This is a genomic window from Providencia sp. PROV188, assembly GCF_027595165.1.
Classification (GTDB): domain Bacteria; phylum Pseudomonadota; class Gammaproteobacteria; order Enterobacterales; family Enterobacteriaceae; genus Providencia; species Providencia lanzhouensis.
In genome coordinates this window covers 2,597,672-2,618,906 of the sequence record NZ_CP097291.1, presented here as the reverse complement: position 1 = coordinate 2,618,906, position 21,235 = coordinate 2,597,672, and the positions used below count along the sequence as shown (strand labels likewise).

Here is a 21,235-nt window from a genome sequence, read left to right as displayed (position 1 = left end):
ATTTTATTCTTTATTACAAATCACATTATTGATGTTTTGAATGATCTGGCTATCCGTCACTAATTGACATGATTGCCCACCATTCCATTTAACGATTAATTTTTGGTTCGGTTGAATTCCGGTTAAATAAACTTGACCATTCTCAGCAACCATACCTAATACGGTATCTTTTGCTGAGTCATAAACTAAAGCTCCAAACGGTGGTGTTTTTCCATCAGGAAACTTGATGGTAATTAATGCTTTTTCGCCAATAATCGTATTGAGTTTTGCATAACCGACGGCACCATCAGTTAAAGTTGATTCAATGACGCTATCATCCACACTGACATTTTCAGGTATATTATTCAGATCAACATATTGAGTTGATTTGTAATATGTCGGCACATTACTAATTGCCGCTAAGCCAAATCTATTTGTAATTGACTCGTTTTGATTGATTGAAACATCTTTAGCATTATCGGTATCAATCACCATTCTTGCTTGATTGTCATAGACTCTTCTATGTAAAACAGGACCTTGGCTTGTAATTGTTAATGAGCCATCTAGCGTTCCGCTTAATGTACGATAATCATCACCAAATGAACCCGTTATCTGTGCTGTCCCATATTGGGTATCACGAGATGCAGATGCGTTTATCGTTGTATTTTCAAAAAAGTCTCTTGTCGAAAGTCCCAGGCTTAAATTATTGCTATCGATTTTTGTATGGTAATTAACATTATTACTGTATTTTTTATCTTGGTCATTGTATGAACTAAAATATTGTAATCGCGAATTCTTTTCGCCAACAAAAGGAATACTTAATGAAAGATAAGCCTGCTTAGATTTACTTCCTCTCACATAACTACTTTCACTGACTGATAATGATAAAAGCGCATTATCAAAAAAGTCATTTTTAATTGTTTTATTAAACGATACACTTAAAGTATCGTTGTTTTTAGGTTCATTCCAATAACTTTCTCTTGAATAACTTAAGCTTACATCAGCATTGAAATCAGGTATTTGCTGAGTAAATGATGTTGTAAAAACATTTTTCTGGCGAAAATGATGGTTCGATGGATTACCTTTCGTATAAATAAAATTATTAACGGACATGAATCCTTCATTTGAGAACTGATATCCAGTTAAATCGAGTCGACTGGAGTTAGAGAATCGTTTTGCATAATTGATTCTATAGCTTTCACCTGTACTTGAATTTGTAGTATGTAAGCGATTTTTAGACTGTGTAATATCAAATGATATTGCACCTAAGCGCTCCATGTTTATACCTAGACCCGCATTATAAGCAATATATTCACTATCTGATGTTGAAAATAAACCACCAAAAACGGATAAGTTATTAAATAATCCCCAAGAAAATTCGGTTGAAATAAAATCATTATCAACATTATTTTCACCCATTGGTGCTAATCGACCGGCATTTAATTTATATTGAAACATACCTGGTCGAGTTAAAAATGGAATGTTAGTTGATGATATTTGGTACTCTCTAACAGAACCATCTTCTTCCGTAATTTTGACGTCTAAGGTACCCGATAAAGCAGAACTCAAGTTATCAATAGAAAAAGGTCCTGGAGCAACCTTTACTTGGCTTAATATACGTCCATTCTGAGAAATAACGACAGTCGCGTTACTGGTTGCTGTACCGGTTATATTTGGTGCATAACCTCTTAGAATTGATGGCAGCATATTGTCGTCAGTGAAAACACTTACGCCATTAAAGCGTACAGAATCAAAAATCTGGCTAGCTGTATAATATTTTCCTACAAAGAACTTAGCTGATAAGTCAGGTAAATCAGTAAAAAGATAGGTTTGAACCCATTTAAAACTATCGTTGTTACTATTATTAAAATCTTTTTGGAATTGATAGTTACTACGGAATCTCCAACGTCCCATATTTGTACCAATGGCACCAAATGAGCTTAAGTTATTTGTATCTTGAGCATTCTTATATTTTATGTAGTTTTCTACTATATTATAGTCAAATACTAGTGCATTAATGCCTACTTCACGTTGCATAGGCGGCACCCAGTTTTCATCTGAGTATAGGAAATAAGCTTGCGGTATTGATAATGAAAGTTCTTGCTTTTCATCATCAAAGAGTGATGAAATATTATCGTCCTGTGCTGATAAATCATAGCACTGGCCATCTGACCATGTTGGTATTTTATTGATGAACTCTTCTTTTAAGCCAATAACGTCTATTATTTTTTGTGAAATGCAGGGTTGTATAGATCCTTCTTTATTAAAGAAGTCAATTTTATCAAAAAAGTTTGTCCTTCTACCGTTAATTGATACGTTAGAAAAATAAGCGCCTTCCTGTGAGTGATTTTTTTCAAATGAACTCAAGTCAATATTTGTATCGCCAGAAATAGATAAAGCATCCTGATTAAATTGAACAGAGTCTGCATTTACATAGTTTGAATATAAAAATAAGCTAGATATTAAACTCGTCACTATGTTTTGTTTAAATTTGTTCATTTTAATTGACCGGAATATTATATAAAAAGTATTATTGTTATAGGTTTTTATTTAAATAATAACTGGATATGCTATGAATTTTAGGCGTAGCATATCCAGTAAATTAATTACTAATTAAAGTTTATTACAATGAATAGTAATATTAAAAATTATTGATAATCTAAAACGTATGCAACAGTTGATTTAACAGAACCTGAAGTTGCTTGACCTAATGCTTGCATGCGTGCAGATAAGTGAATTGTATTTGCACCTGCGTTCAGATTTTGAGTAATAGTGTCGCCAGTTTTGATGCTTTGACCAGCATCATTTTGGAATAAGACACCTACGTTTTGTGCCGTACCTGTACTCGCCCATAAGTTACCAGCGGTATCCATTTGGCCAGTAAAGCTTACTTTAACTTTAGAATAATCTGTCTCACTTTCAGTTGGATCTAATACGCAGTCAGATAATTCTAATGTGAAGTCAACGTTTGGACCTTGTGCTCCGGCTGTTTTCAATGATGCTACTGGTACAGAACCTAATTGAACTTCTTTATTTACTGAAGAAGGTGCAATAGTACAAGCACCGGTATTCACTGTGCCATTAAATTCAATTGTGCCGCTTCCTACATCAGCTGCAAATGCAGTCGACGCCGCACCTAAAGTTAATGCGATAATTGAAGTGGTTAATAATGTCTTTTTCATTTTTAAATCCTTTATGTAATACTAATTTTAATAGGCTAAGACTGTGCCTTAGCAGGTTAATAACGTGATATCAATATATTGATACCACAGTAATTTAATGGATGCGTAATGTTCATTAACTCTAATGAATTATAGTGCCCGAAAATGTGAGCATAGATTATTCGTTAAATGATAGGATAAATATAAGGAGATCCTTAAAATTTAGAGCGTAACTTCGAATGCAGGTATTCATTATTAATATATTTCTGCTTGCACTGCTCTGTTATTTACTTGTGCGATGGAGATGTCTTCAAAGAAGTAATGTATACTTATTTTGAAGAAGTCAGCTATTATAACGAGCGAATCTATATCAATTCTATTGATACCACGCTCATAACGAGAATACTGTTGTTGACTCACATTGAGATACGCTGCTACTTCTGTTCCTGTTAATCCGTATTCTTTTCTAAGTTTCTTTATTCTGCTCCCCACTATTTTGGCAATAGGATATTTTCCTGTCATTTTCATTTCCTTCATGACATATAAGTTTGAGTAGTGCTTAACATCAATAGGCAAAAATTCTAATTAAATAAGTATAAAACCTCAAATGCGTAGACGAGTAAGATATAAAAATAATCATTAGTTTTTTTTATTAAAATTGTTTAGTTCAGACTAAATTAGGTTATTTCTTTATTCTTATATTAAATTTAATGAAACAATCATAGAGCAGGGCGTCATTTTTCAGGTAAACGATACGATAAAATACGGATGTTTATCCTTACCAATTCAAAAATACAGTTGTTTTATCTAAATAGTAACTTAATAGTAGTTATGTCGGATTAAATATTGTCAAGTTGGAGCCCTTGATGAGAAATATATAGTTAACATGATGTTTTGAAGGGTGAATTTTCTATGGGTAGGGCGATAGCGGAGTATTAATTGTTATCAAAATCGAGAGTTTAGAATTGCTTCTACCTTAATTCTCTTCTTATAAAAATGAATTGCTATTGATCATTAAACGCTTTCATTACTCATCATTGACTGCAATTTTTACCATCAACTTTGGATTTGTTTCATCGTCCTCGTTTGGCTTTCCGATCGTACTGTTTGGTATTTTTAATCATCAGCCAACAATAAACTGAATAAACCATATAAATATTAAGGCTAAAAAAGAGTAGTCAACGATGAAAAAAAATATTATTGTTATATTATAACATAACAATTGGAGGGGCTATGAAGCCGAATATTCATCCGGATTATCGGACAGTGATTTTTCACGATACCGCTGCTGATGTGTATTTCAAAGTTGGGTCGACGATAAAAACAGAGAGAACTGTTGAGTTTGAAGGGCAAAGTTATCCATATGTTCTTCTCGATGTGTCCTCTCATTCACACCCGTTTTATACAGGGAAACAGAAAACCCATTCACAGGAAGGGAATGTTGCTCGCTTTAATAAGCGTTTTGGGAATTTTGTTCAAACGAGAGAAGAAAAATGATGGTAAAAAATATTCTTTCATTGCTTGTGCTTACTAGTTTATTCAGTTACACAGCGATGGCGCATGAACATCATCATGATAAGCCGCAAACGGAAGCACAACGCAATGCTGCAAAAGGTATTTTTGATAATAGTGATGTTAAAGACCGTCAATTGAGTGATTGGGACGGTGTTTGGCAATCTGTGGAGCCTTATCTTGCTAATGGAACGTTAGATCCCGTAATGCAGAATAAGGCTGCAAAGAATAAGGATAAAACAGCGCAAGAATATCGAGATTATTATGCCAAAGGGTATAAAACTGATGTGGATATGATTGGCATTGAGAATAATATTATTGAATTTCACCGAGGGGATAAAGTCTCTCAGTGCCAATATGATTACGCGGGTTACCGAGTTTTAAATTATTCTTCAGGTAAGAAGGGCGTCCGTTATTTATTTGAGTGTAAGGATAAAGATAGCCAAGCCCCTAAGTTTATTCAATTTAGTGATCATATTATTGCGCCAGAAAAAGCTGGGCATTTTCATCTCTATATGGGAAATGAATCTCAAGAGGCTTTATTGACTCAATTAGATAATTGGCCAACGTATTATCCATATTCTATGAGCGGTAAGGATATTGTGCATGAAATGATGCATCATTGATGGGTTGTTGGAGGCAGTCTAAAGTGGTTGTGGTAGTTAGGTTATATTAGGCTGCGTAGGATATAAAAAAAGCCCGCTCATGATGAATTGGCGGGCTGGCGGGAGTTGAATCTGCATCCGGAATTTTTCAATTGTTTGAATATTAAAGGGTATTTTTACTAAGCTTCCATCATGTGCACTAGGCGTGCACATGGAGGGCGTGATGTAGTCATATTAAAACCATGTTTATGTTTTTAATCTATAAGGGAATGAGATTGCTTAAAAATAATTAAATCTTAGTTAAGATGAGTAAATAATATAATTCTGTGTAAATACTACTTGCTTGAAGTCATTTTTTAATCAGTTAGAATATAGAGAAAAATTCAACTAGAATGTTAATTATGATAAATGCTTGTAATGAAGTTTTATGTTTGGTTAATCTTGATCCTAATAGCCCTAAAATTTTTGGTTTTTCTGAGTTTTTAGCTGGTTTAGCATTGATGGTATTAGCATGGACTATAGCAGATACTCGTTATCGTTTTAGGGTTAAAACTGCCCCAGTACCTCTGGAGAAAATCACTTTTTGGGTTGTTTTATTCGTAGGGATTTTATCTTTGATGACAGATCTATGGAGGGCTAATGGTTTTCCTGTGATCAAGGGAAATCTTATTTCCTCAGTTACTTGGCAAGCATTGTTAGCTGGGGTTTACTTTCTAACATTTATTTCTTGGGTATGGTTCGCATTTATTAGACCTTCAAAATTTAGTAAGATGACATATAGAAGGTATATTGAAACTGTTTATAATTATATTTTGAAGGGATCCAAAAGTGAGCTTGCAATTGTCTCTGATGAATTGTCAAGATCCACAGATAAGATTATTTTATATGCAACTAGTTTACCATTAAAATTTAGAGATAGAAGAGATATAAAAGATATTCCGATGATTGAACGTGCTGCTAATGAGATCTTAGGTCTTATTTCAGATAAACGTTTTTGTCAAGCAGTTATAGAATCATCACAAACATTTGTATTATATCTGTTTTTAGATATAGAGAGTAAAAACAAATACAATGTGAATATACGCATATTTTCTAAAAATATAACAACTGAAGCATTGAGGTATAATGATTCATTTTTATATCATGAATCAAGTCATTATGAATCGGGCATCATAGGGAAAATTAAGCCATTGAGTAGCGCTATATTTGGAAAGTTTGATCTTGTTGAAAATATAGGTACTGCTTTTGATATTGACTATGAATTAGAGCAAACATGGTCAGATAAAGAGTTAAAAGCATATGTGGGAGCTTTCTCATTATTCGTTGAGGATTATTTTGGTAAAAAGAATTACTCTCACTCATATGTTTTTTCAAGAACGATAGACCGGATAGTTCAGCATTCAAGTCAGCTTTATACATTGAATGGTCTTGATAATATTTGGCAGTCAGACTCAGCGCGAAAGTTGAAAGTGATAACTAAATTTTTTGAGACTGCGATTCAGAAGTTAAATGCAAGAGACACCCAATTCAATTATAATTTACGTATTAGAGGTGACGATTTAGGTTTTTCTAGTTGTATTTACGATTCTTTATCAAATGCAATGTTTGACGTGATTCATAATGCATCTTATATATCAAAACCTTTGTATAGTATGTGGTCAATTCATCACAACTCAGTTTTTAATTCATTTTTTCTTAGTCCTAAAGAAACAGGGGAAGCTAGTAAAATTATTCAGCATAAGTTACGTCGATTAATTTACAATGAAATAATTAGATTGAATACAAGTCCTAACTTCAAAGGAGCTCGTATTTTAGGGTTTTGTTTATCGACATTAGGATTGAAGCCTAGTGAAAAAAGAACTAGTAGAAATACATACGCCTTGCATAAGGCTGTACTTAGTTGGGTTCGTAGAAACTATAATTCATTACAAAAAATAAATAGCAATGTTAGTGACGCTTGTTTGTTCGATTCTATATCTTATGATAAATCAAATAATCGTTTGGTTAAAGTATATGAGGCAAATGGTATTACTCAAGTTAATAAATATATATACCTTGACCTTGATTAGTAATGAACAATGAATTTAATTAAAATTTATACTAAGGATTTTTTAATTTTTCATTACTATAATAAGATTTAGGTTATCTCTCATTGCCTGAAGTTAGCATAATTCGGGTAATTGAGTTTTATTATGATCGAGATGAATAACCTATATATCAAATTAATTTTGATCTATGAATATTATTCACCGTACTTCCGTCATACTCCTTAAGATATCCCCCATAGTGCCTAAACAACATTTCAGGCCCTTTATGCCCCATTTGCCCAGCTAGCCAAAACAGGTTAGCGCCTTGGCTAATATGTCTCGTGGCAAATGTATGCCTTGTTTGATATGGATTGCGATATCGAATGCCCGCTTTTTTCAGCGTTGGCACCCATGCTTTCTTTCTGATTGCATCAGCGCCTGCCCAAGCTTTATTTGTTTTTGGGTCTTCAAAAATCACACCATCTTTCATAAACGTGAATTGCTTCTGGTCATTCAAGGCGTTCATTGCTTCACTGTTCAATTCTACCTTTCTGGTACCGGCTTTAGTTTTGGTTTTCTTAATAACGCCAACGACACTTGCGGACTGCACATGTGCGGTATTTTCTATGAAATCTATATCACTCCATCTCAATGCACATAATTCGGAGCTTCTTAATCCAGTATTAATGGCAAACTGGAATAAGTTTTTCCATTGCTCGTATTTTGCTGCAGCGAGTAGGGCGGATACTTCTTGTGGTGATAATGGGTCAACAATATAGTTACTTTCAGAACCACTATTTTTTGATTGATATCTTGATGCTGATACTAGGCTGACTGGATTAATTGATATAATCCCATCAGTAATGGCTTCATCTAGCGAGCTACGCAAGAAAGAGAGCTGATTACGGATGGTTTTTAATACTGTCGTTTGCTTTTGTATCCAGTTTTTTAGGATTGCAGGTGTGAGTGATGAAACATGTAATTGGTGCAAATCTGATAGGGAACTTTTGCATTTTTCATAGCCTTTGATAGTCGATGGTGACAGATTTCTAGTTTCACAAATCACAAGATACTCCTCCAAATAATCAATAACTCTTTTTTCACGATTATTATCACCGAAGAAATTTGATTTTTTAGAGTTAGGGAAATACTTGTGGTAATTAAATGTACCTTTTTCTATATGATTCTGAATTTCGGCGAGTAGCCTTTCTGCATATTTAATATTTTTATTATCTACGGTTAGCCGGGATAGGGGTTCCCTACACAGAACCCCTTTATAAGTGAATGTAATAACCAAAGTATTTTTGGTTTTATTTTGACGGATGGTTACGCCTCTTGGTAGTAGGTATCCTGCTTGTTTTTTCTGACCCATTTGTTGACTTCCTTTATATCAATCCAACGCTCTTTTGCACCATCGACCTTTAATACATGCACTCCCTCTTGCCAGAAGCGCCTTTGAACTCGTTTATTGATTGCATCAGTGCTCTCACCAAACAATTCACAGTATTTAGATATTGGTAAGCACTCAACAGAAAGGTTTGTATTCATAATAGTCTCCATATTTTGCTATAGATGGATTTAATTATTGATTCTCTCTTAAAAGCCTCACTACAGCTCTCGCATTAGTCTGTATGTATATTTGCTCAGATGCAGGTACAGCAGAACCCTGCATTACAAGCAGTAATACATATCCGATTATTTGCATGAATTGTTACTTTGAATTTTAGTTATAAAAAACCCTGCTAGTGCAGGGTGTCGGTTATAATTTTATTCTTTTTATGTTGATTTTTAGTAATTTTATGTTTTCAGATATCTCTTTAAGTGAATATTCAATTTCATTTATCATATTCATTGTTATTTCTTGATTCTTCTCTATTTCAATTTTGTTTCTTTTCTCTATTTCTGTTTTTCTTTTTTTTCTCCTGAATTGAAAGGAAATATTAATTAAATATACTACCATTAAAGATATGGTGATCTCGAAATAATATAGCCTAAAGAAATTGCTTATTGGGTTGTCAGAACCTTTGTAAATCAAAATACCTGAGATAGTCAGTAATGTAATGGTTGTTGCATTCAATAAAACCTTTGAGGTATTGTCCGTTCTCCATATAGATAAGTAATAGACTATAAATGAAGTAAGAAAAACACCTAGATTAATAATATCAACTTCTTTCGAATACATACTTAACACGATCAAAACAAGTAGTGATAAAGATATCATTGTATCTATCACACAACTAAATGTTATGAATGATTCATCTTTATTTTCAGACATATGTGACCCTGCATTTTATTAAAAGTAAGGGTTATTATAATAAATATAAGGCTAGTTTCATTAAAAAATTTTAATTCACCTTCTTAAACTCAATAACCCATACCCAAGGGTTAACATTCCAGCTTTCTTCTCCGTATATATCCATCCATACTTGAGCGAACCATGAACGTGAAAAATCAGGTAGGCAAAGCTCACGCGATACAACATCAATCGATGGATGGCTTGGTGGCGCGCCTTCTTTCATAGCGTCTTGCTGCGATATCTCCTGAGCTTTCTGAATCCAAACATCAGTAATTTCAATTTTCCCTTTAATATTACCGTCTTTGTCCGCAACGTTAATGATGTCGCCAACCTCACCATACGGGCAATCAACATCAATAAAGCCATGCCGCCATGCTACACATACCTGCTCTGACAGTGAGTAACCTTCTTGCCATGCACCAAGTTTGCGTAACTCATCCTCGGTTACCTTTGGTTGTGGATCAATCGGTCTACGTGCCTGCGTTTTTGTGCCATCCATGACAGCGGCTAACATGGCATCGTTAAACTTGATTCTGTCTTTCATATCTATCTCCTGTTTGCATCCTTGCAAATATATCCCTTGGTTAAATCACATAAATAGTGTGGCGTGGGTAGGGGAGTCCGATAGGAGCAAAGGGAATTTCGTCATCCCAACCCATAGGCGGGTCATTCTGCGGAGCTTGTTGCTGTGGCTGTTGAGGTTGTAGCGCTGGCTGTTGGCTTCCTGCCTGATTATTGCCAAACTCAATTTTATCAACAATGATTACTGGCGCTGATTTTTTCTCCCCATTTTGGGTAGTCCATTCTTCCATGACGAACTCACCAGTGACCGTAACTTTTGTTCCTTTTGTTAAGTATTGAGGAAGTTTTTCAGCTTTAACTCCAAACATCTTACAGATAACCCATGATGTTTTTTCATGCTCACCGTAGCCCTGCTTTACAGGGAGACTGAATAATGCAATTGCTTTTCTATTTGGAGTCCATCGTTGCTCACAGTCTTTCCCTAAGTGAGCCGTAACGATGAATAGGTTAATTGCCATTGTTTTCTACCTCTTCAAATTCAGCTTCAAAAATTGCAGAGTGCTCTTGTTCGATATGTGCCTCTGCTTTTTCGTCAAGCATGATGGCTTTTTGCATCTCGATGGAAACAGGTAAGTATTTAAAAAGTCGGCGAATGACTGTTTTCTTTGCCATCTCCTCCCAGTGGGTAACCCATGGTCCATTTTTACCCGCTTTACTTAAATTACGAACTTTTTCTATTTGGTTATAGGTCATAACCTCGAATTGAACACCTCCATCTTTTAACCTAGCAACAGCATAAACATGGGTAATTGGTGAATCTTCATTTCCTTCGGGTATATGAGTTAAGTTTTCATTTAACCCATATTCAAAATGAAAGTTATCGCCTTGGCGCACTGTTCTGGCGGATATACTGATGATTTGACCTGAGCGCCTTGCTAAATCAATCATGCCTCGGTAGCCAATGATGAGTTGAACATTTTGTTGACCGTTATTTGACTTACCATTACCGAAAGGCAGAAGGTAGGCATGACCTAATGCATTACCCGGCTCTAATCCTAGTTGTGAGCATTGAACGACAGCACCAATAAAACTTTGAATATCACAATTTGCAAGAGAAGGGGTTTTACGAATCTCGGTACTGACAATTCTAATCATGCGGTCAGATGTGATATGTTTAGGTAACGCAGCTGCTAATTGGGCTTTCATTCCGGGCTGATTAATAAACTCTACAAGTTTTTGTTCATTAGTTTTTATTTTTACTTCTGTTCCTTGGGTTTTGTGTAAATCAGCTTTAGCTAGTGGTGGTGTGCTCATGTTTTAATTCCTTAGCCCAGCTAGGCAGAGATAGCGTGCGAATGCCTGCCCATTCGTCAGTTTTAAGGCATTCTGCATATGTGATTAAGTTTTGTTTATAAGTGATGCGACCAACAGACTTGGCTTGTTCATCTAATACGAACACTCTGACTGGATAACGCCCGCAATTAATGGTTGTGCTTACGGCAAGAAAAACAAAAACAGGCATTTCACCCGTTAGTGACTTATATCCATCCGAATAGAAAGAGTCCTGTACGTGATATCGGTACTCATACATAGAGCGTTCAAACTTCTGTATGTCGGCAGTGCTTTTTACATCAACTAGCCAGTGATGATCTTCGATTAACTTGTCCGGTCTACAACGACAAAGAATGTTCGTATCCTTGTCTTTCCAATAGATGCTGCTTTCAGCGATTCCTTTCGCCTCCAAGCACCATCGAGCTATTGGGTGAGCCATCGCGCTATCTTTCATGAGTGATAACTTCCTGTTATCTTCATTGGTAATTGGTGTGATATTTTCCTTTTCACACATTTCAAGAAATTCCTTTTCTTGTTCTTTCCCAGCATTGGTTCTACGATTTACTTCTGGTGCAATCCTAAATCTTTTTTGAAATTTATCAGGCTCTAGCAATAAACAATGCAAAGCCGTGCCAAAATCTAGAGCTTTTATTTTTTCGTTATCTACTGGCGCGTCCCTATGCCATATAAAATCAGCTGGAGATTCATCTATCAGGTCAAGTTGTGACTTACTAATACCTAATCCATGGTGATAGTCTTCATTTGAAATGTTGTAATAAATACCTTCGTTCATTGAATAAGCCTCTCTTCCAATACATCCTGTATTTTCTTTAGAATTCTATCCTTGGTTGATTCCGATAGTTGCCGAAGTTCCTCTCCGTCAATTTCGTTATAAATATCAATAGCTATTTCTCCAATATCAAACTTAGGGTCAGGGCTATATATTTGAATTCTCATGGCTCATCCTTACGTGAATGCGTATGACCCACGAGAGTTAACTTGCCGTAGGATTCGATTTGTCTTTTCGCATTGCTGTTTAAATTTCCAGTCAGCGACTAATTCGTCTATTTGCTTATCAGTCATGTCAGATTCGCGCAGTAAGGCGAATATTTGCTGTTTTATGTATTTCTGTTTTGCATTCATGCTTGACTCCATATGCTGTCTTTAATGTTTCATTTGCTTCGCTCCATCCGTTCTCATCCTTGAGATAGCGTGCAATTCCAGCTTGTGATTGAGCTAAACAAAGTTTGTATTTATCTATATTCATGCTTATCTCCGGATGTGCGAAATCCTCACTTATCTTGCGATAGCGATAGAAAGTCCCCTGATGTTGGTGATATTTATTCGATTAAATATGAAAGAGGTAAGTTGTTTTTAATGAATAATGTCTCTGACTAGTGTTCTTAATGCGGCTTTTTTGAGTGCAGTTTTCACCGCGGTATTCCCGATTAGATTTTTCACAAACTCATCCAATAGCATTTGAATATTTGGCTCATTTTCAGGTACAGATATTTCAGCCATACCTTTTACTTTGGGTTGCATTTCATCAGACAGAATGAGTTTCAAATTAATATCTACTGATGCTTTAGCGTGTGGCATTTTGCCTCCTTATTAATCTTTCAGTGGGGTATTGTTGAGCGTGAACTTTTGTAATTGCAGTGCAAGTTAAGCTGCTTTTTTAAATTTCTGTATTCATGCTATTATTTCCCTTAGTACCAACTACTAAGGGATATAAAGCATGAAAGATCATCACATATCTGAGTGGGCGAAAGTCCGTGAAACTTCAATTGAGATTGCTCAAGCTATATTTGAGCTAGCTAAAAATGATGAAGTTTTAGCTGAGAAAATTTGGGAAGAAGGTTCTGATGAAGTGCTCCCTCTAGCTTTTTCTAAAACAACAGACGATAAGTTGTTTTGGGGTGAGCAGACAATCGAACGTAAAAACGTTTAGTCATTCAAAGCCCTTAATAGGGCTTTATCATATTTCTAATTCTTATCTATCACCCGCTCACCTAATGAGCTTTAAGCTCTCGCTGTCACTTCGCCTGACTCTAATAAAGTTCCTGACGTCCTATATTTAGTTGAATAAATACTAGCGTTGGGTAAGCAGGTATTATCTACTGAGTCATAAACTTTAGTACTGCGAATTGATATTGCTTTTTCAACTCGGCTAATTGGTTTGCGCGTTAATGATAAGGTCGGGGGCTTTTTTTGTTTTTCTGATTTGCCATGTATTGCGGTTTTTAAGCTTTCGGTTAGTTCGTATGATTCTAGCAATGCCTTCCTGCGTTGCATTCTGCGTGATCTTGCATTGTTGTAGCCGTGAAAGTTACACATAGTTTCTCCTTGCAGTTTGCTTTGGTGATTGGTTATTGATTATTGATGGCATGTGCTAACTGCTAACACATCAGCCTGCTTATAAACCAATCCCAAAATCTACTACTGTTGGTTTGCGCTTTTTCAGCGCGAGTTGTTAAAGAGCTAACATTCTATTCATCTAAGGCTCCTTGCCTTTGGTGTAAATAATAATATGTATTTTACGCAAATGCGTCAAGCGCATATTTTGGTTTGATATCTACATTTATGTGATTCATACGCATCTTTATGATTTTTTTACTAAATTAATTTTATTTATTTTCTAGGTGAGAAATGAAAATCACACAGGTAGGGAATTATGGGCAAAAAAGCCCATTAGGGCTTTTATGTTTATTTGTGATCTCTTCTGTACAAAGACCACTCTTCAATTTTTTCACCGGAGGGGAGGGTACAATATCCGACTTGTCCATCATTGGTGTTAACTATATCTAGTTTTCCGCCTATTTTCGCGCAATAAACAGAAGCAGGGTTAGCCATTCCTACTTGTGCAGGGGAGTTGTCATTTTTTCCTGAAGAGCAGGCAGTTAACGAAATTAAAGCTGATAAAATCATGATTTTTTTCATGTGGTTATCCGTTTAAGTGGCTGTAGGTTCTATATACAAAAAAGCCCTCGCGGGGAGGGCCTGGGCAGTGAAAGTTATGCGGCTAGCTTAGATATCCATTTATCTCTTTTGGCAAAAGGTAATACATGGCTTATTTCATTAAATAAAAGAGATAGTTGTTGCATTTGAGCACCAATTGATTCGCTATCAACAACAACATATCGATTATTTAATGTGGCGTTTGCATTTTTTAGATCAATTAGCTTACCAAGTAGAGAGTATGCACTATTCCAGCTTCCACCTTGTTTTACGCTAGATGTAAAAAGATACTTTGGTACTTCTGTATTAACTGTCACTGGAATGACTATGTTATGCCCGCTCATTCCTAATACATTAGACTTCAATGAAATATTATCTTTTAAGCTGGAGTGATATAAATAATCTATAACTTCACTTTCAAATTTTTCAACTCTGACCGATTGATGCCAATCAATAGATAAGGTGGAGGCCAATATACCAGCTCTGATTACATTAGATGTAGCTGACCCAACTGTCTCTTCTGTTGCCCAACTAACAATTTCACCTCTGTCGTTAAGTTCTGCGCCTTGATGGCTTATAAAGCTACGTATTTCATCAATTCTTTTTTTTGTAAGTGAAATGCCCCGTGCTTCCATATTCATTAGTGCGTCGCATCGGTCACTTACAAGATATTTACCATTAATTTCTTTTACGAAGGCGCCAACATGCTCCCCATCATCACAGAAAGTGAATGGGCTAATGATTCTTAGTAATTCAGCACCTATAGGGTGACATTCAAAACCAAGATTAGATATGACTGTTGAGCACATCATAATGGTAATCCTATTTGTCCAGATATATCTTCTAAAGGTATAGGGAGTTCACCTATGCATTTTATATTTAAATGTTTGCAAAAAAACTGCCAAAACCCTCTGATATCATCTGATTTTATAGCTTCTTTAATTGGGAATCCTACGTCACTATAGCGCCCAGCTTCTTCATAGTAAACATGGTAGTGGGCACCTAAAATATAATTTACAAAGTCAGGATGATCTACTTTATATCTATTTGTATGTCCATCAAATGGATAGCTATCAACTGCAAATATTCGTTTCTTGTTATAAAGTGCTACAATATTAATCTTTGGAAATATTTCATCGCCATCTTGCTTTGGCTCATGATCAGGTTTCCATTGGATTAAAATAGTTAAGCCTTGCAATGGTATTCCATCGCTGTCTAATGGCAAAATATTCATTTGAAGCCATAAAAGTGGTCTGTTTGGAGGCGGTTTTTCCGTCCAGCTAACACCAGAGAAGTCAACGAACTTTTCACAGTATAGGATATTGTCAACTTCTACTTGGCTAGGTTGATAATCAGTACACTTTGCCACTATTAGTCATCCATTAATATTTAACAAATGCACACACTAAAGTGTGTCGTCAGCCGAAAAAGTAACCTTGTAAATCATCTTCTACAAGCTTAATAGCATCTGAAAAACTACCTAACATTTTTTCATCGTAATGATGCCAGTTACTGTCTTTATCCATCCATAGTAGTGACCAAGAGCCTGTGATTTTGTTATGTATTATTTTTGCTACAGGTTCTTCTACTCTTGAGTCACTCCATGTTAGCTGTCTAACCTCGAATATAACGACCGAGTCATCTTCAATACGATACTGTAAATCGAGCTCATCTCTGAGATGTTCTGCTGGGCGGCGTTTTTCTAAGAAAAATTCCAAGCACTTTTCAATATTTGCTAGTTCAATATCATTGAATGCCATGCTTTCTCCTCAAAAGGTCACCTAATTTTATACTATTCGATGTAGTGGATTAATATTGTCACACTTATCAATGTATTTAGTTGGTTTCACTATAGCTGCAACATAATGGATAGTATCTACTTGATTTGGCATTAACGTAATAGGTTTGTGTGCGTTATTGACACTAGTAAATTGATAGTCCCCATCTCTGGTTTTGTTGAATATCTTGATCATATTGTGACCTTCGATAGTTCTAACGAATACTTCATCACCAGCTCTAATACTTGTATTGGGTTCAACAACTACATACTCGCCAGATTGAATTCTTGGCCACATACTGTCGCCTTTGACCTTTAATCCGTAAGCATCTTTGTCATCACTATAAATCTTTAACCAGCCGTTATGCTCTTCCATCATATCAACAGCGCCATCTACACCAAGAACTGCTTCTCCTCGAACTGGCACTAGCCCGGATGGTAATTCACCAATGTATTCAATTTCGTCGAGTCGTACAGGGTTTTCAGTAAATAAATCTGCAACAGTGACGCCTAGTGCTGATGCTATTTTTACCAGTGTATTTTCTGAATAGCCTTGTTTATTAGTTTCTAGGCGAGAGATATTACCCACATCGCTACCAATAGCAGTGGCTAATTCAAGGATTGTCATCCCTTTACTTTTTCGTATTTCACGAATTCTAGTTCCTATTTTCATACCTTAATTCAACTTTATTTATGCGTACTACACAAGGCGTATTGCGCATATTTATTTGTGTGGTAGTATGCGTAATACGCATTTAAAAGGAGTGAAATATGCAAACACCGTTAAGGAAAATTCGCCTAGAAAAGAAACTAACAATTTCAGAAGTTGCCAACGCTATCAATTGCGATGTTGGCAATTTGAGCAGATTAGAGCGAGGAACTCAGGCTGCTTCACTAGAGTTAGCTGAGAGATTAGCTAGATTCTACGGCGATAAAATTACAGAAATGCAAATTTTGTATCCACAAAGATATATGTAATCAAAATAGCTCTTTAACATGTCTGCGCTGAAAAAGCGCACTTTTAGATACACCCATAGGATCGTGGGTAACGGATTAACTGTATATGAAGGAATATAAATTATGGAAAACGCAAATTCACGCAAATCGTTTAACCGATTTGTATCCAATCACTTGGTAGCAACCGCTTATCAAGTTATCAGAACAACATCTCAAACAGTCATCGCTAAATCATTAGGCGTTCATGACTCAACTATCACTCGTAGAACCGAAAAGATACCTGAGCTATGCGAGACATTAGCAGCGGCAGGGGTAATTGATTTTGTTTTGCCGGGTGAAAAGAAAATTAGTGAAGAGGAATACAGATTTTTGTGGAAGCAAATTGGCGAGCTTTCACGCTTGCTTACTCGAGAAAACGCCCCAGTTGTTGGAGCAACTGAGGCGCATTAATTATTTAATTTCACAAGGTAATTATAAATGAAAATGAGTTACATCACAAATCGATATGGAGGTCGCTATGAATACAGCGGAGGTATTTAAATTTCCCGTTAAGCCGGAGAAACCAAGAATGGCAGAGTTGGACAGTGGCTATACAAAGTTTGCCAACGAGTTACTTGAATCGCTGATGTGCTGCGACCTAACCGCAAGGCAATTTAGAGTCATGCTTGCGTTAATTCGTAAAACTTATGGTTTTGGAAAGAAAAGCGATCGAATATCTGACTCTCAATTAGCTGAGATGACCAAACTATCAAGGCAGAACGTTAATAAGGCAAAGAATGAATTACTTTCAATGAATTATATCATTCTTGATGGTAAAAAAATTGGTGTCAACAAAGAGGTTTCAGCATGGAAAAATCAATCTAGAGACAGTGTCTCTAACTTGAAGACAAAAAACGTCTCTAACTTAGAGACAAATGATGTCTCTAATCTGGAGACACACAAAAGAAATACTTTAAAGAAAAAAGAAATAAATAATATATCGTCAGAGAATTCTATCGAATCCCCTGACCAACCATCCGAAAAAATTTCAGTGGTTGATCCCAATGCTGTTGTTTGTTCCCCCAAAGGTAACAAGTGGGGAAATGCTGACGACTTGAAGGCCGCTCAATGGATTTACTCGCAAGTGTTGATAATCAGCCCTGCAACCAAAGAGCCAAACTGGTCATCATGGGCTAATGATATTCGCTTGATGCGCCAACTAGATGGGTATTCACACAAAGATATTTGCCGATTATTCCAATGGGCTAACCGCGATTCCTTCTGGTGTAGCGTCGTGTTATCTCCTGCAAAACTTCGCAAAAAATGGGCGACTTTAGTCATTCAAAGTCAGCAACCAAACCGAAACAAACGAGTTGTAGAGCAAGAGCCAACACAAAGCTGGAATACTCGTGAAGCATGGGAGAATGAATTTATATGAAATCTCATTTGGCAACTGCAATTGCTAATCGTGATGCAGGCGTACTGACTAAAATTGCTCAAGACAGTACGCCGCAAAAAATAGTAAGCCCACAAGCTGAGCAACTCGTTGATGTGCTATTCCGAAACCTGAAACAAATCTTTCCTGCGGCAGTAAATACCATATTCAAAAATGAAAGCGACGAACTCGCAGCTAAACGCCAGTGGATTGCCGCTTTTGCTGAAAATGGAATTACTACCCGCGAGCAACTTCAAAACGGAATGAGACACGCGAGGGCTAGTGATTCGCCTTTTTTCCCTGCTGTCGGTCAATTCATCAAGTGGTGCAAACAGGAAGATTTTACTCAGCTCGGATTGCCCACAGAAACTGAACTATACGACATGTTCAAGAAGTATTGCTCTGAGCGAGGTTGGCGTAGATTTAATTGGCAGTCGAACGCTTGTTACTGGATGGTCACTAAAATTTACTCAGAAATGCGAAGTCGAAACTTATCGGATTCAGAGGTTATAAAGCTTTGCGCGTCTGAGCTTAAGACTATGGCTAATCGTATTAAATCTGGTGAGAAAATACCTGATCCAGTTTTGCAACTTGAAAGCGCAGTGATACCCACTAAGCGTGACAAAGCGTTATCAATCATTGCTGAGTGGAAAAGCAAATATGGATTCAAGTAACACATGGAATCATAAGGGGTTTTAAGATGAATGATGAAGCGGTATACAACATTACCGGTACATGGAATGGAAAGCCATTTGAAAAGCTAATGTTAGCGGAGTGTGCGTTGGATGCTGAGGCAACGATTGTCTTTTGGGCTAATTTAGGTAACGCTAGCCTTGATGACTTGAATGTTGAATATCACAGTGCTGTCGGCTAAGAGATTACAAAATGAGTATTTTATTTCATAAAGACCATAAGCTAGATGAAAAAAACAATTGTTATATCAATAGTAAGTTACTGTCATTAAAGAAAGGACATAAGCTCAATGGGATGAACTACTTAAATATTCAAAGTAAATTGAATCAAAAATTATTGAGATGCTTCCCTCGTGGAACAGCTTATATCAAGGTTTGGCAAAATGAGTTGATAGCTAAACTTAGCAATGGAGTTGAGAGTTAGTTGGGATAAAACGATTGGAGCGGCCAGTGGGAATCGAACCCACATCATCAGCTTGGAAGGCTGAGGTAATAGCCATTATACGATGGCCGCTAGGTAAAAACTGATTAATTAACGAGTTAACGTTGTTAGGCTACGCCTCAAAACTAATTTTCGCAAGGGTAAAATAGGAGGCTAATTGACAGATGATATCTGTCTCCACAAATCTAATCTCAAAGTCATTTTCAAAACCCTCTCAGAAGTAACAGAAACCGGTAAGCGGTACCGAATCAGAATCACCGAATGGCGTGACCTCAGAACAATACCAATGAACAGAACATGGCGCATGTGGATAGAAACTACAGGCGATTGGCTACGTGCGCGTGGTGTTGTCATTGATATTAAAAATGGAGCTGGTGAAGTCGTTCTATCAAAGCCAATCACTAATGAAGAAACGCATGAATATTTTGTCGGTCACTGGTTAGGTCGCGATGAAAATGGAGAGCGTGAGAAAACTAGCAAGATGGATAAAGTACGGATGCTCTACATGATGGAGAAACATGAGCAATGGTGTATTGAGAAAGGCATCCCAATCATCATCCCCAATAACTCTGAGTATATGAAACTTAAGGAGCAACAAGAGAGATGAGAAATGAGGCTGAAGTGTTTATGAGCGCACTTACTACCCTTAAATTATGCTGGGCTATACATAAATCCAATGATGCGGTCAGGAAGTGTGCTGGAGTATTAAAGCGCAAATTTATATTACCGCATGCAGTAGATGCTATGAGGACGATAGAGTTAAGCGAAAACCCGATGGTTGTGATTGTAGTCGCTGAGTGGGGTATTCAGGAGAAATAAATGGCATTAAAACGCGACAAGCACGATATTCTGTTTTCGCAGTTGGTCCGGGAAAGAGCAAATTATGAATGCGACTACTGCGGAAGACAATTTAGACACGAACCTTCAAAACTCCACTGTTCACATTTCAAATCACGACGACACAAATCAACCCGATACCATCCCTTTAATGCTTTCGCTCACTGCGTAGGTTGCCATCGAAAACTCGGCGAAGACCCACACGAATTCAATGCTCACGCTGTTATCACTTACAGCGAAATGACGATTGACCGCGTAGCTCGTTTAGCAGGTACTTCAGTGAAGTTGAAACCGTGGCAAATGGATGAGTTATATCAGCACATGAAGATTGAGCTTAAAAGAATTCAGGCGCTACGGGCTAGCGGTGTAATAGGTCGAATTGAGTTCACGTTACCTGATTGGTACCAGCAAGGGATCACTTATCAGATGGGGGATTTATGAAAGCTGAAATCACGACTATTCCAGAGTTGCTTATTAAGACATATGGAAATATGGCTGAGGTTTCTCGGTACCTAGGATGTTATCGCGCGACAGTAAAAAAATATTCTACCGATGTTAAGGCTGAAAATCATGCTGTGATAAATGGGCGATTAATGACTATGTACAAGACAAGAGAAAGAGGCACCTCAAATCTCGCCAAAGAATCAGATAGTGCCATTTCTATAGCTAAACGTATTAACGCTGAATTCGACGGCAAAAGCTTGCAAATTCATACGAGGTAACG

The 21,235-nt window shown here is 36.6% G+C and carries 32 protein-coding genes and 1 tRNA gene; 13 read left to right on the top strand and 20 right to left on the bottom strand.

The genetic code is table 11. The annotated features are described in order from the left end of the window. Positions 1 to 3: 3 nt before the first annotated feature. The 3 genes from M5X66_RS12090 to M5X66_RS12080 all read right to left on the bottom strand — a co-directional run bounded on the left by M5X66_RS12090 (position 4) and on the right by M5X66_RS12080 (position 3,662). Positions 4 to 2,478, bottom strand: coding sequence for a fimbria/pilus outer membrane usher protein (locus tag M5X66_RS12090; RefSeq protein ID WP_108478248.1), 2,475 nt, complete (start codon positions 2,476 to 2,478; stop codon positions 4 to 6). A 149-nt stretch (positions 2,479 to 2,627) separates the two neighbouring features. Next, positions 2,628 to 3,161: a fimbrial protein gene (locus tag M5X66_RS12085; protein ID WP_036951059.1), complete on the bottom strand. Its 534-nt coding sequence runs from the start codon at positions 3,159 to 3,161 to the stop codon at positions 2,628 to 2,630. Between the two features lie 234 nt (positions 3,162 to 3,395). Beyond that, on the bottom strand, positions 3,396 to 3,662 hold the full coding sequence (locus tag M5X66_RS12080) for a helix-turn-helix domain-containing protein (protein WP_036951058.1): 267 nt from the start codon (positions 3,660 to 3,662) through the stop codon (positions 3,396 to 3,398). Between the two features lie 711 nt (positions 3,663 to 4,373). On the opposite strand from M5X66_RS12080, the gene M5X66_RS12075 reads away from it, so the two are divergent. The 3 genes from M5X66_RS12075 to M5X66_RS12065 all read left to right on the top strand — a co-directional run bounded on the left by M5X66_RS12075 (position 4,374) and on the right by M5X66_RS12065 (position 7,326). Further along, positions 4,374 to 4,637 carry a type B 50S ribosomal protein L31 gene (locus M5X66_RS12075; protein ID WP_036951056.1) on the top strand — a complete coding sequence of 88 codons (264 nt, stop codon included), beginning with the start codon at positions 4,374 to 4,376 and terminating at the stop codon, positions 4,635 to 4,637. Further along, the gene (zinT, locus tag M5X66_RS12070; protein ID WP_410431442.1) at positions 4,637 to 5,278 is read left to right on the top strand and encodes a metal-binding protein ZinT; all 642 of its coding nucleotides are present in this window, start codon (positions 4,637 to 4,639) and stop codon (positions 5,276 to 5,278) included. Before M5X66_RS12075 ends, zinT begins: the two co-directional genes overlap by 1 nt. A gap of 380 nt (positions 5,279 to 5,658) precedes the next feature. After that, complete coding sequence (locus M5X66_RS12065; protein ID WP_270103597.1) at positions 5,659 to 7,326, top strand: hypothetical protein; 1,668 nt, start codon at positions 5,659 to 5,661, stop codon at positions 7,324 to 7,326. A gap of 148 nt (positions 7,327 to 7,474) precedes the next feature. Here the strand turns inward: M5X66_RS12065 and M5X66_RS12060 are convergent, their stop codons facing one another. From M5X66_RS12060 to M5X66_RS12015, 10 genes are all read right to left on the bottom strand, one after another. Beyond that, positions 7,475 to 8,656, bottom strand: a complete 1,182-nt coding sequence (locus M5X66_RS12060) for a site-specific integrase (protein WP_270103596.1) — start codon at positions 8,654 to 8,656, stop codon at positions 7,475 to 7,477. Next, positions 8,611 to 8,832, bottom strand: coding sequence for an excisionase (locus M5X66_RS12055; protein WP_230083277.1), 222 nt, complete (start codon positions 8,830 to 8,832; stop codon positions 8,611 to 8,613). The genes M5X66_RS12060 and M5X66_RS12055 overlap by 46 nt, the downstream gene beginning before the upstream one ends. A gap of 211 nt (positions 8,833 to 9,043) precedes the next feature. Then, positions 9,044 to 9,559, bottom strand: coding sequence for a hypothetical protein (locus M5X66_RS12050; protein ID WP_270103595.1), 516 nt, complete (start codon positions 9,557 to 9,559; stop codon positions 9,044 to 9,046). A 70-nt stretch (positions 9,560 to 9,629) separates the two neighbouring features. Further along, a complete protein-coding gene (locus tag M5X66_RS12045; RefSeq protein ID WP_270103594.1) occupies positions 9,630 to 10,124 on the bottom strand; it encodes an ASCH domain-containing protein in 495 nt (164 codons plus the stop codon). A gap of 40 nt (positions 10,125 to 10,164) precedes the next feature. Beyond that, positions 10,165 to 10,620: a single-stranded DNA-binding protein gene (locus M5X66_RS12040; protein ID WP_270103593.1), complete on the bottom strand. Its 456-nt coding sequence runs from the start codon at positions 10,618 to 10,620 to the stop codon at positions 10,165 to 10,167. Next, complete coding sequence (gene recT, locus M5X66_RS12035; protein ID WP_270103592.1) at positions 10,610 to 11,416, bottom strand: recombination protein RecT; 807 nt, start codon at positions 11,414 to 11,416, stop codon at positions 10,610 to 10,612. Before recT ends, M5X66_RS12040 begins: the two co-directional genes overlap by 11 nt. Then, positions 11,394 to 12,227, bottom strand: coding sequence for a PD-(D/E)XK nuclease-like domain-containing protein (locus tag M5X66_RS12030; protein ID WP_270103591.1), 834 nt, complete (start codon positions 12,225 to 12,227; stop codon positions 11,394 to 11,396). The genes recT and M5X66_RS12030 overlap by 23 nt, the downstream gene beginning before the upstream one ends. Next, the gene (locus M5X66_RS18760; protein WP_195848987.1) at positions 12,224 to 12,391 is read right to left on the bottom strand and encodes a hypothetical protein; all 168 of its coding nucleotides are present in this window, start codon (positions 12,389 to 12,391) and stop codon (positions 12,224 to 12,226) included. The genes M5X66_RS12030 and M5X66_RS18760 overlap by 4 nt, the downstream gene beginning before the upstream one ends. A gap of 127 nt (positions 12,392 to 12,518) precedes the next feature. Next, positions 12,519 to 12,701 (bottom strand): hypothetical protein, encoded by a 183-nt coding sequence (locus tag M5X66_RS12020; RefSeq protein ID WP_270103590.1) that lies wholly within the window; start codon positions 12,699 to 12,701, stop codon positions 12,519 to 12,521. Between the two features lie 107 nt (positions 12,702 to 12,808). Further along, positions 12,809 to 13,033 carry a hypothetical protein gene (locus M5X66_RS12015; RefSeq protein ID WP_117162476.1) on the bottom strand — a complete coding sequence of 75 codons (225 nt, stop codon included), beginning with the start codon at positions 13,031 to 13,033 and terminating at the stop codon, positions 12,809 to 12,811. 139 nt (positions 13,034 to 13,172) lie between these two features. On the opposite strand from M5X66_RS12015, the gene M5X66_RS12010 reads away from it, so the two are divergent. Continuing rightward, positions 13,173 to 13,385, top strand: coding sequence for a YccJ family protein (locus M5X66_RS12010; RefSeq protein WP_036951028.1), 213 nt, complete (start codon positions 13,173 to 13,175; stop codon positions 13,383 to 13,385). A 71-nt stretch (positions 13,386 to 13,456) separates the two neighbouring features. Here the strand turns inward: M5X66_RS12010 and M5X66_RS18870 are convergent, their stop codons facing one another. From M5X66_RS18870 to M5X66_RS11985, 6 genes are all read right to left on the bottom strand, one after another. After that, positions 13,457 to 13,729, bottom strand: a complete 273-nt coding sequence (locus M5X66_RS18870; protein ID WP_442959378.1) for a transcriptional antitermination N peptide — start codon at positions 13,727 to 13,729, stop codon at positions 13,457 to 13,459. Positions 13,730 to 14,140: 411 nt separating this feature from the next. Then, complete coding sequence (locus tag M5X66_RS12005; protein WP_270103589.1) at positions 14,141 to 14,374, bottom strand: putative hemolysin; 234 nt, start codon at positions 14,372 to 14,374, stop codon at positions 14,141 to 14,143. 74 nt (positions 14,375 to 14,448) lie between these two features. Beyond that, the gene (locus M5X66_RS12000) at positions 14,449 to 15,204 is read right to left on the bottom strand and encodes a DUF1828 domain-containing protein (RefSeq protein WP_006658127.1); all 756 of its coding nucleotides are present in this window, start codon (positions 15,202 to 15,204) and stop codon (positions 14,449 to 14,451) included. Next, positions 15,201 to 15,761 (bottom strand): hypothetical protein, encoded by a 561-nt coding sequence (locus tag M5X66_RS11995; protein WP_006658128.1) that lies wholly within the window; start codon positions 15,759 to 15,761, stop codon positions 15,201 to 15,203. The genes M5X66_RS12000 and M5X66_RS11995 overlap by 4 nt, the downstream gene beginning before the upstream one ends. A gap of 49 nt (positions 15,762 to 15,810) precedes the next feature. Beyond that, positions 15,811 to 16,152 carry a DUF3024 domain-containing protein gene (locus M5X66_RS18755; RefSeq protein ID WP_036951019.1) on the bottom strand — a complete coding sequence of 114 codons (342 nt, stop codon included), beginning with the start codon at positions 16,150 to 16,152 and terminating at the stop codon, positions 15,811 to 15,813. A 27-nt stretch (positions 16,153 to 16,179) separates the two neighbouring features. Next, complete coding sequence (locus M5X66_RS11985) at positions 16,180 to 16,842, bottom strand: XRE family transcriptional regulator (protein ID WP_132494921.1); 663 nt, start codon at positions 16,840 to 16,842, stop codon at positions 16,180 to 16,182. Between the two features lie 98 nt (positions 16,843 to 16,940). Between M5X66_RS11985 and M5X66_RS11980 the strand changes: the two genes are divergently transcribed. The 5 genes from M5X66_RS11980 (at position 16,941) to M5X66_RS11960 (ending at position 19,414) form a co-directional block, all read left to right on the top strand. Next, positions 16,941 to 17,147: a helix-turn-helix domain-containing protein gene (locus M5X66_RS11980; protein WP_117162473.1), complete on the top strand. Its 207-nt coding sequence runs from the start codon at positions 16,941 to 16,943 to the stop codon at positions 17,145 to 17,147. A 102-nt stretch (positions 17,148 to 17,249) separates the two neighbouring features. Continuing rightward, positions 17,250 to 17,576 carry a hypothetical protein gene (locus M5X66_RS11975; RefSeq protein ID WP_006658132.1) on the top strand — a complete coding sequence of 109 codons (327 nt, stop codon included), beginning with the start codon at positions 17,250 to 17,252 and terminating at the stop codon, positions 17,574 to 17,576. A gap of 67 nt (positions 17,577 to 17,643) precedes the next feature. Continuing rightward, positions 17,644 to 18,543: a replication protein gene (locus M5X66_RS11970; RefSeq protein ID WP_270103588.1), complete on the top strand. Its 900-nt coding sequence runs from the start codon at positions 17,644 to 17,646 to the stop codon at positions 18,541 to 18,543. After that, entirely contained in the window at positions 18,540 to 19,214 is a 675-nt protein-coding gene (locus tag M5X66_RS11965; protein WP_270103587.1) for a replication protein P, read from the top strand. Before M5X66_RS11970 ends, M5X66_RS11965 begins: the two co-directional genes overlap by 4 nt. A gap of 26 nt (positions 19,215 to 19,240) precedes the next feature. Further along, positions 19,241 to 19,414, top strand: coding sequence for a hypothetical protein (locus M5X66_RS11960; protein WP_006658135.1), 174 nt, complete (start codon positions 19,241 to 19,243; stop codon positions 19,412 to 19,414). 257 nt (positions 19,415 to 19,671) lie between these two features. On the opposite strand, the gene M5X66_RS11955 is transcribed toward M5X66_RS11960, so the two are convergent. Next, positions 19,672 to 19,746 (bottom strand) — tRNA-Gly (locus M5X66_RS11955). Between the two features lie 85 nt (positions 19,747 to 19,831). On the opposite strand from M5X66_RS11955, the gene M5X66_RS11950 reads away from it, so the two are divergent. The 4 genes from M5X66_RS11950 to M5X66_RS11940 are packed head-to-tail and all read left to right on the top strand — an operon-like array spanning position 19,832 to position 21,233. Next, positions 19,832 to 20,281 (top strand): hypothetical protein, encoded by a 450-nt coding sequence (locus tag M5X66_RS11950; RefSeq protein WP_270103586.1) that lies wholly within the window; start codon positions 19,832 to 19,834, stop codon positions 20,279 to 20,281. Continuing rightward, positions 20,278 to 20,493: a DUF7740 domain-containing protein gene (locus M5X66_RS18865; protein ID WP_154638887.1), complete on the top strand. Its 216-nt coding sequence runs from the start codon at positions 20,278 to 20,280 to the stop codon at positions 20,491 to 20,493. The genes M5X66_RS11950 and M5X66_RS18865 overlap by 4 nt, the downstream gene beginning before the upstream one ends. Beyond that, complete coding sequence (locus M5X66_RS18750; RefSeq protein WP_117162469.1) at positions 20,494 to 20,952, top strand: hypothetical protein; 459 nt, start codon at positions 20,494 to 20,496, stop codon at positions 20,950 to 20,952. Further along, positions 20,949 to 21,233, top strand: a complete 285-nt coding sequence (locus tag M5X66_RS11940) for a hypothetical protein (RefSeq protein WP_270103585.1) — start codon at positions 20,949 to 20,951, stop codon at positions 21,231 to 21,233. Before M5X66_RS18750 ends, M5X66_RS11940 begins: the two co-directional genes overlap by 4 nt. Positions 21,234 to 21,235: the final 2 nt, after the last annotated feature.

Coding starts and splice junctions, on each gene's coding strand:
- M5X66_RS12030 (WP_270103591.1), bottom strand. CDS start 12,227: ATGAACGAAGGTATTTATTACAACATTTCAAATGAAGACTATCACCAT.
- M5X66_RS12020 (WP_270103590.1), bottom strand. CDS start 12,701: ATGAATATAGATAAATACAAACTTTGTTTAGCTCAATCACAAGCTGGA.
- M5X66_RS11965 (WP_270103587.1), top strand. CDS start 18,540: ATGAAATCTCATTTGGCAACTGCAATTGCTAATCGTGATGCAGGCGTA.
- M5X66_RS12055 (WP_230083277.1), bottom strand. CDS start 8,832: ATGAATACAAACCTTTCTGTTGAGTGCTTACCAATATCTAAATACTGT.
- M5X66_RS12090 (WP_108478248.1), bottom strand. CDS start 2,478: ATGAACAAATTTAAACAAAACATAGTGACGAGTTTAATATCTAGCTTA.
- M5X66_RS11985 (WP_132494921.1), bottom strand. CDS start 16,842: ATGAAAATAGGAACTAGAATTCGTGAAATACGAAAAAGTAAAGGGATG.
- M5X66_RS18750 (WP_117162469.1), top strand. CDS start 20,494: ATGGCATTAAAACGCGACAAGCACGATATTCTGTTTTCGCAGTTGGTC.
- M5X66_RS12050 (WP_270103595.1), bottom strand. CDS start 9,559: ATGTCTGAAAATAAAGATGAATCATTCATAACATTTAGTTGTGTGATA.
- zinT (WP_410431442.1), top strand. CDS start 4,637: ATGGTAAAAAATATTCTTTCATTGCTTGTGCTTACTAGTTTATTCAGT.
- M5X66_RS12015 (WP_117162476.1), bottom strand. CDS start 13,033: ATGCCACACGCTAAAGCATCAGTAGATATTAATTTGAAACTCATTCTG.
- M5X66_RS12065 (WP_270103597.1), top strand. CDS start 5,659: ATGATAAATGCTTGTAATGAAGTTTTATGTTTGGTTAATCTTGATCCT.
- M5X66_RS12000 (WP_006658127.1), bottom strand. CDS start 15,204: ATGATGTGCTCAACAGTCATATCTAATCTTGGTTTTGAATGTCACCCT.
- M5X66_RS18865 (WP_154638887.1), top strand. CDS start 20,278: ATGAGAAATGAGGCTGAAGTGTTTATGAGCGCACTTACTACCCTTAAA.
- M5X66_RS12010 (WP_036951028.1), top strand. CDS start 13,173: ATGAAAGATCATCACATATCTGAGTGGGCGAAAGTCCGTGAAACTTCA.
- M5X66_RS12075 (WP_036951056.1), top strand. CDS start 4,374: ATGAAGCCGAATATTCATCCGGATTATCGGACAGTGATTTTTCACGAT.
- M5X66_RS18760 (WP_195848987.1), bottom strand. CDS start 12,391: ATGAGAATTCAAATATATAGCCCTGACCCTAAGTTTGATATTGGAGAA.
- recT (WP_270103592.1), bottom strand. CDS start 11,416: ATGAGCACACCACCACTAGCTAAAGCTGATTTACACAAAACCCAAGGA.
- M5X66_RS18755 (WP_036951019.1), bottom strand. CDS start 16,152: ATGGCATTCAATGATATTGAACTAGCAAATATTGAAAAGTGCTTGGAA.
- M5X66_RS12085 (WP_036951059.1), bottom strand. CDS start 3,161: ATGAAAAAGACATTATTAACCACTTCAATTATCGCATTAACTTTAGGT.
- M5X66_RS11975 (WP_006658132.1), top strand. CDS start 17,250: ATGGAAAACGCAAATTCACGCAAATCGTTTAACCGATTTGTATCCAAT.
- M5X66_RS12060 (WP_270103596.1), bottom strand. CDS start 8,656: ATGGGTCAGAAAAAACAAGCAGGATACCTACTACCAAGAGGCGTAACC.
- M5X66_RS18870 (WP_442959378.1), bottom strand. CDS start 13,729: ATGCAACGCAGGAAGGCATTGCTAGAATCATACGAACTAACCGAAAGC.
- M5X66_RS11960 (WP_006658135.1), top strand. CDS start 19,241: ATGAATGATGAAGCGGTATACAACATTACCGGTACATGGAATGGAAAG.
- M5X66_RS11970 (WP_270103588.1), top strand. CDS start 17,644: ATGAATACAGCGGAGGTATTTAAATTTCCCGTTAAGCCGGAGAAACCA.
- M5X66_RS12040 (WP_270103593.1), bottom strand. CDS start 10,620: ATGGCAATTAACCTATTCATCGTTACGGCTCACTTAGGGAAAGACTGT.
- M5X66_RS12005 (WP_270103589.1), bottom strand. CDS start 14,374: ATGAAAAAAATCATGATTTTATCAGCTTTAATTTCGTTAACTGCCTGC.
- M5X66_RS11980 (WP_117162473.1), top strand. CDS start 16,941: ATGCAAACACCGTTAAGGAAAATTCGCCTAGAAAAGAAACTAACAATT.
- M5X66_RS12045 (WP_270103594.1), bottom strand. CDS start 10,124: ATGAAAGACAGAATCAAGTTTAACGATGCCATGTTAGCCGCTGTCATG.
- M5X66_RS11940 (WP_270103585.1), top strand. CDS start 20,949: ATGAAAGCTGAAATCACGACTATTCCAGAGTTGCTTATTAAGACATAT.
- M5X66_RS12080 (WP_036951058.1), bottom strand. CDS start 3,662: ATGACAGGAAAATATCCTATTGCCAAAATAGTGGGGAGCAGAATAAAG.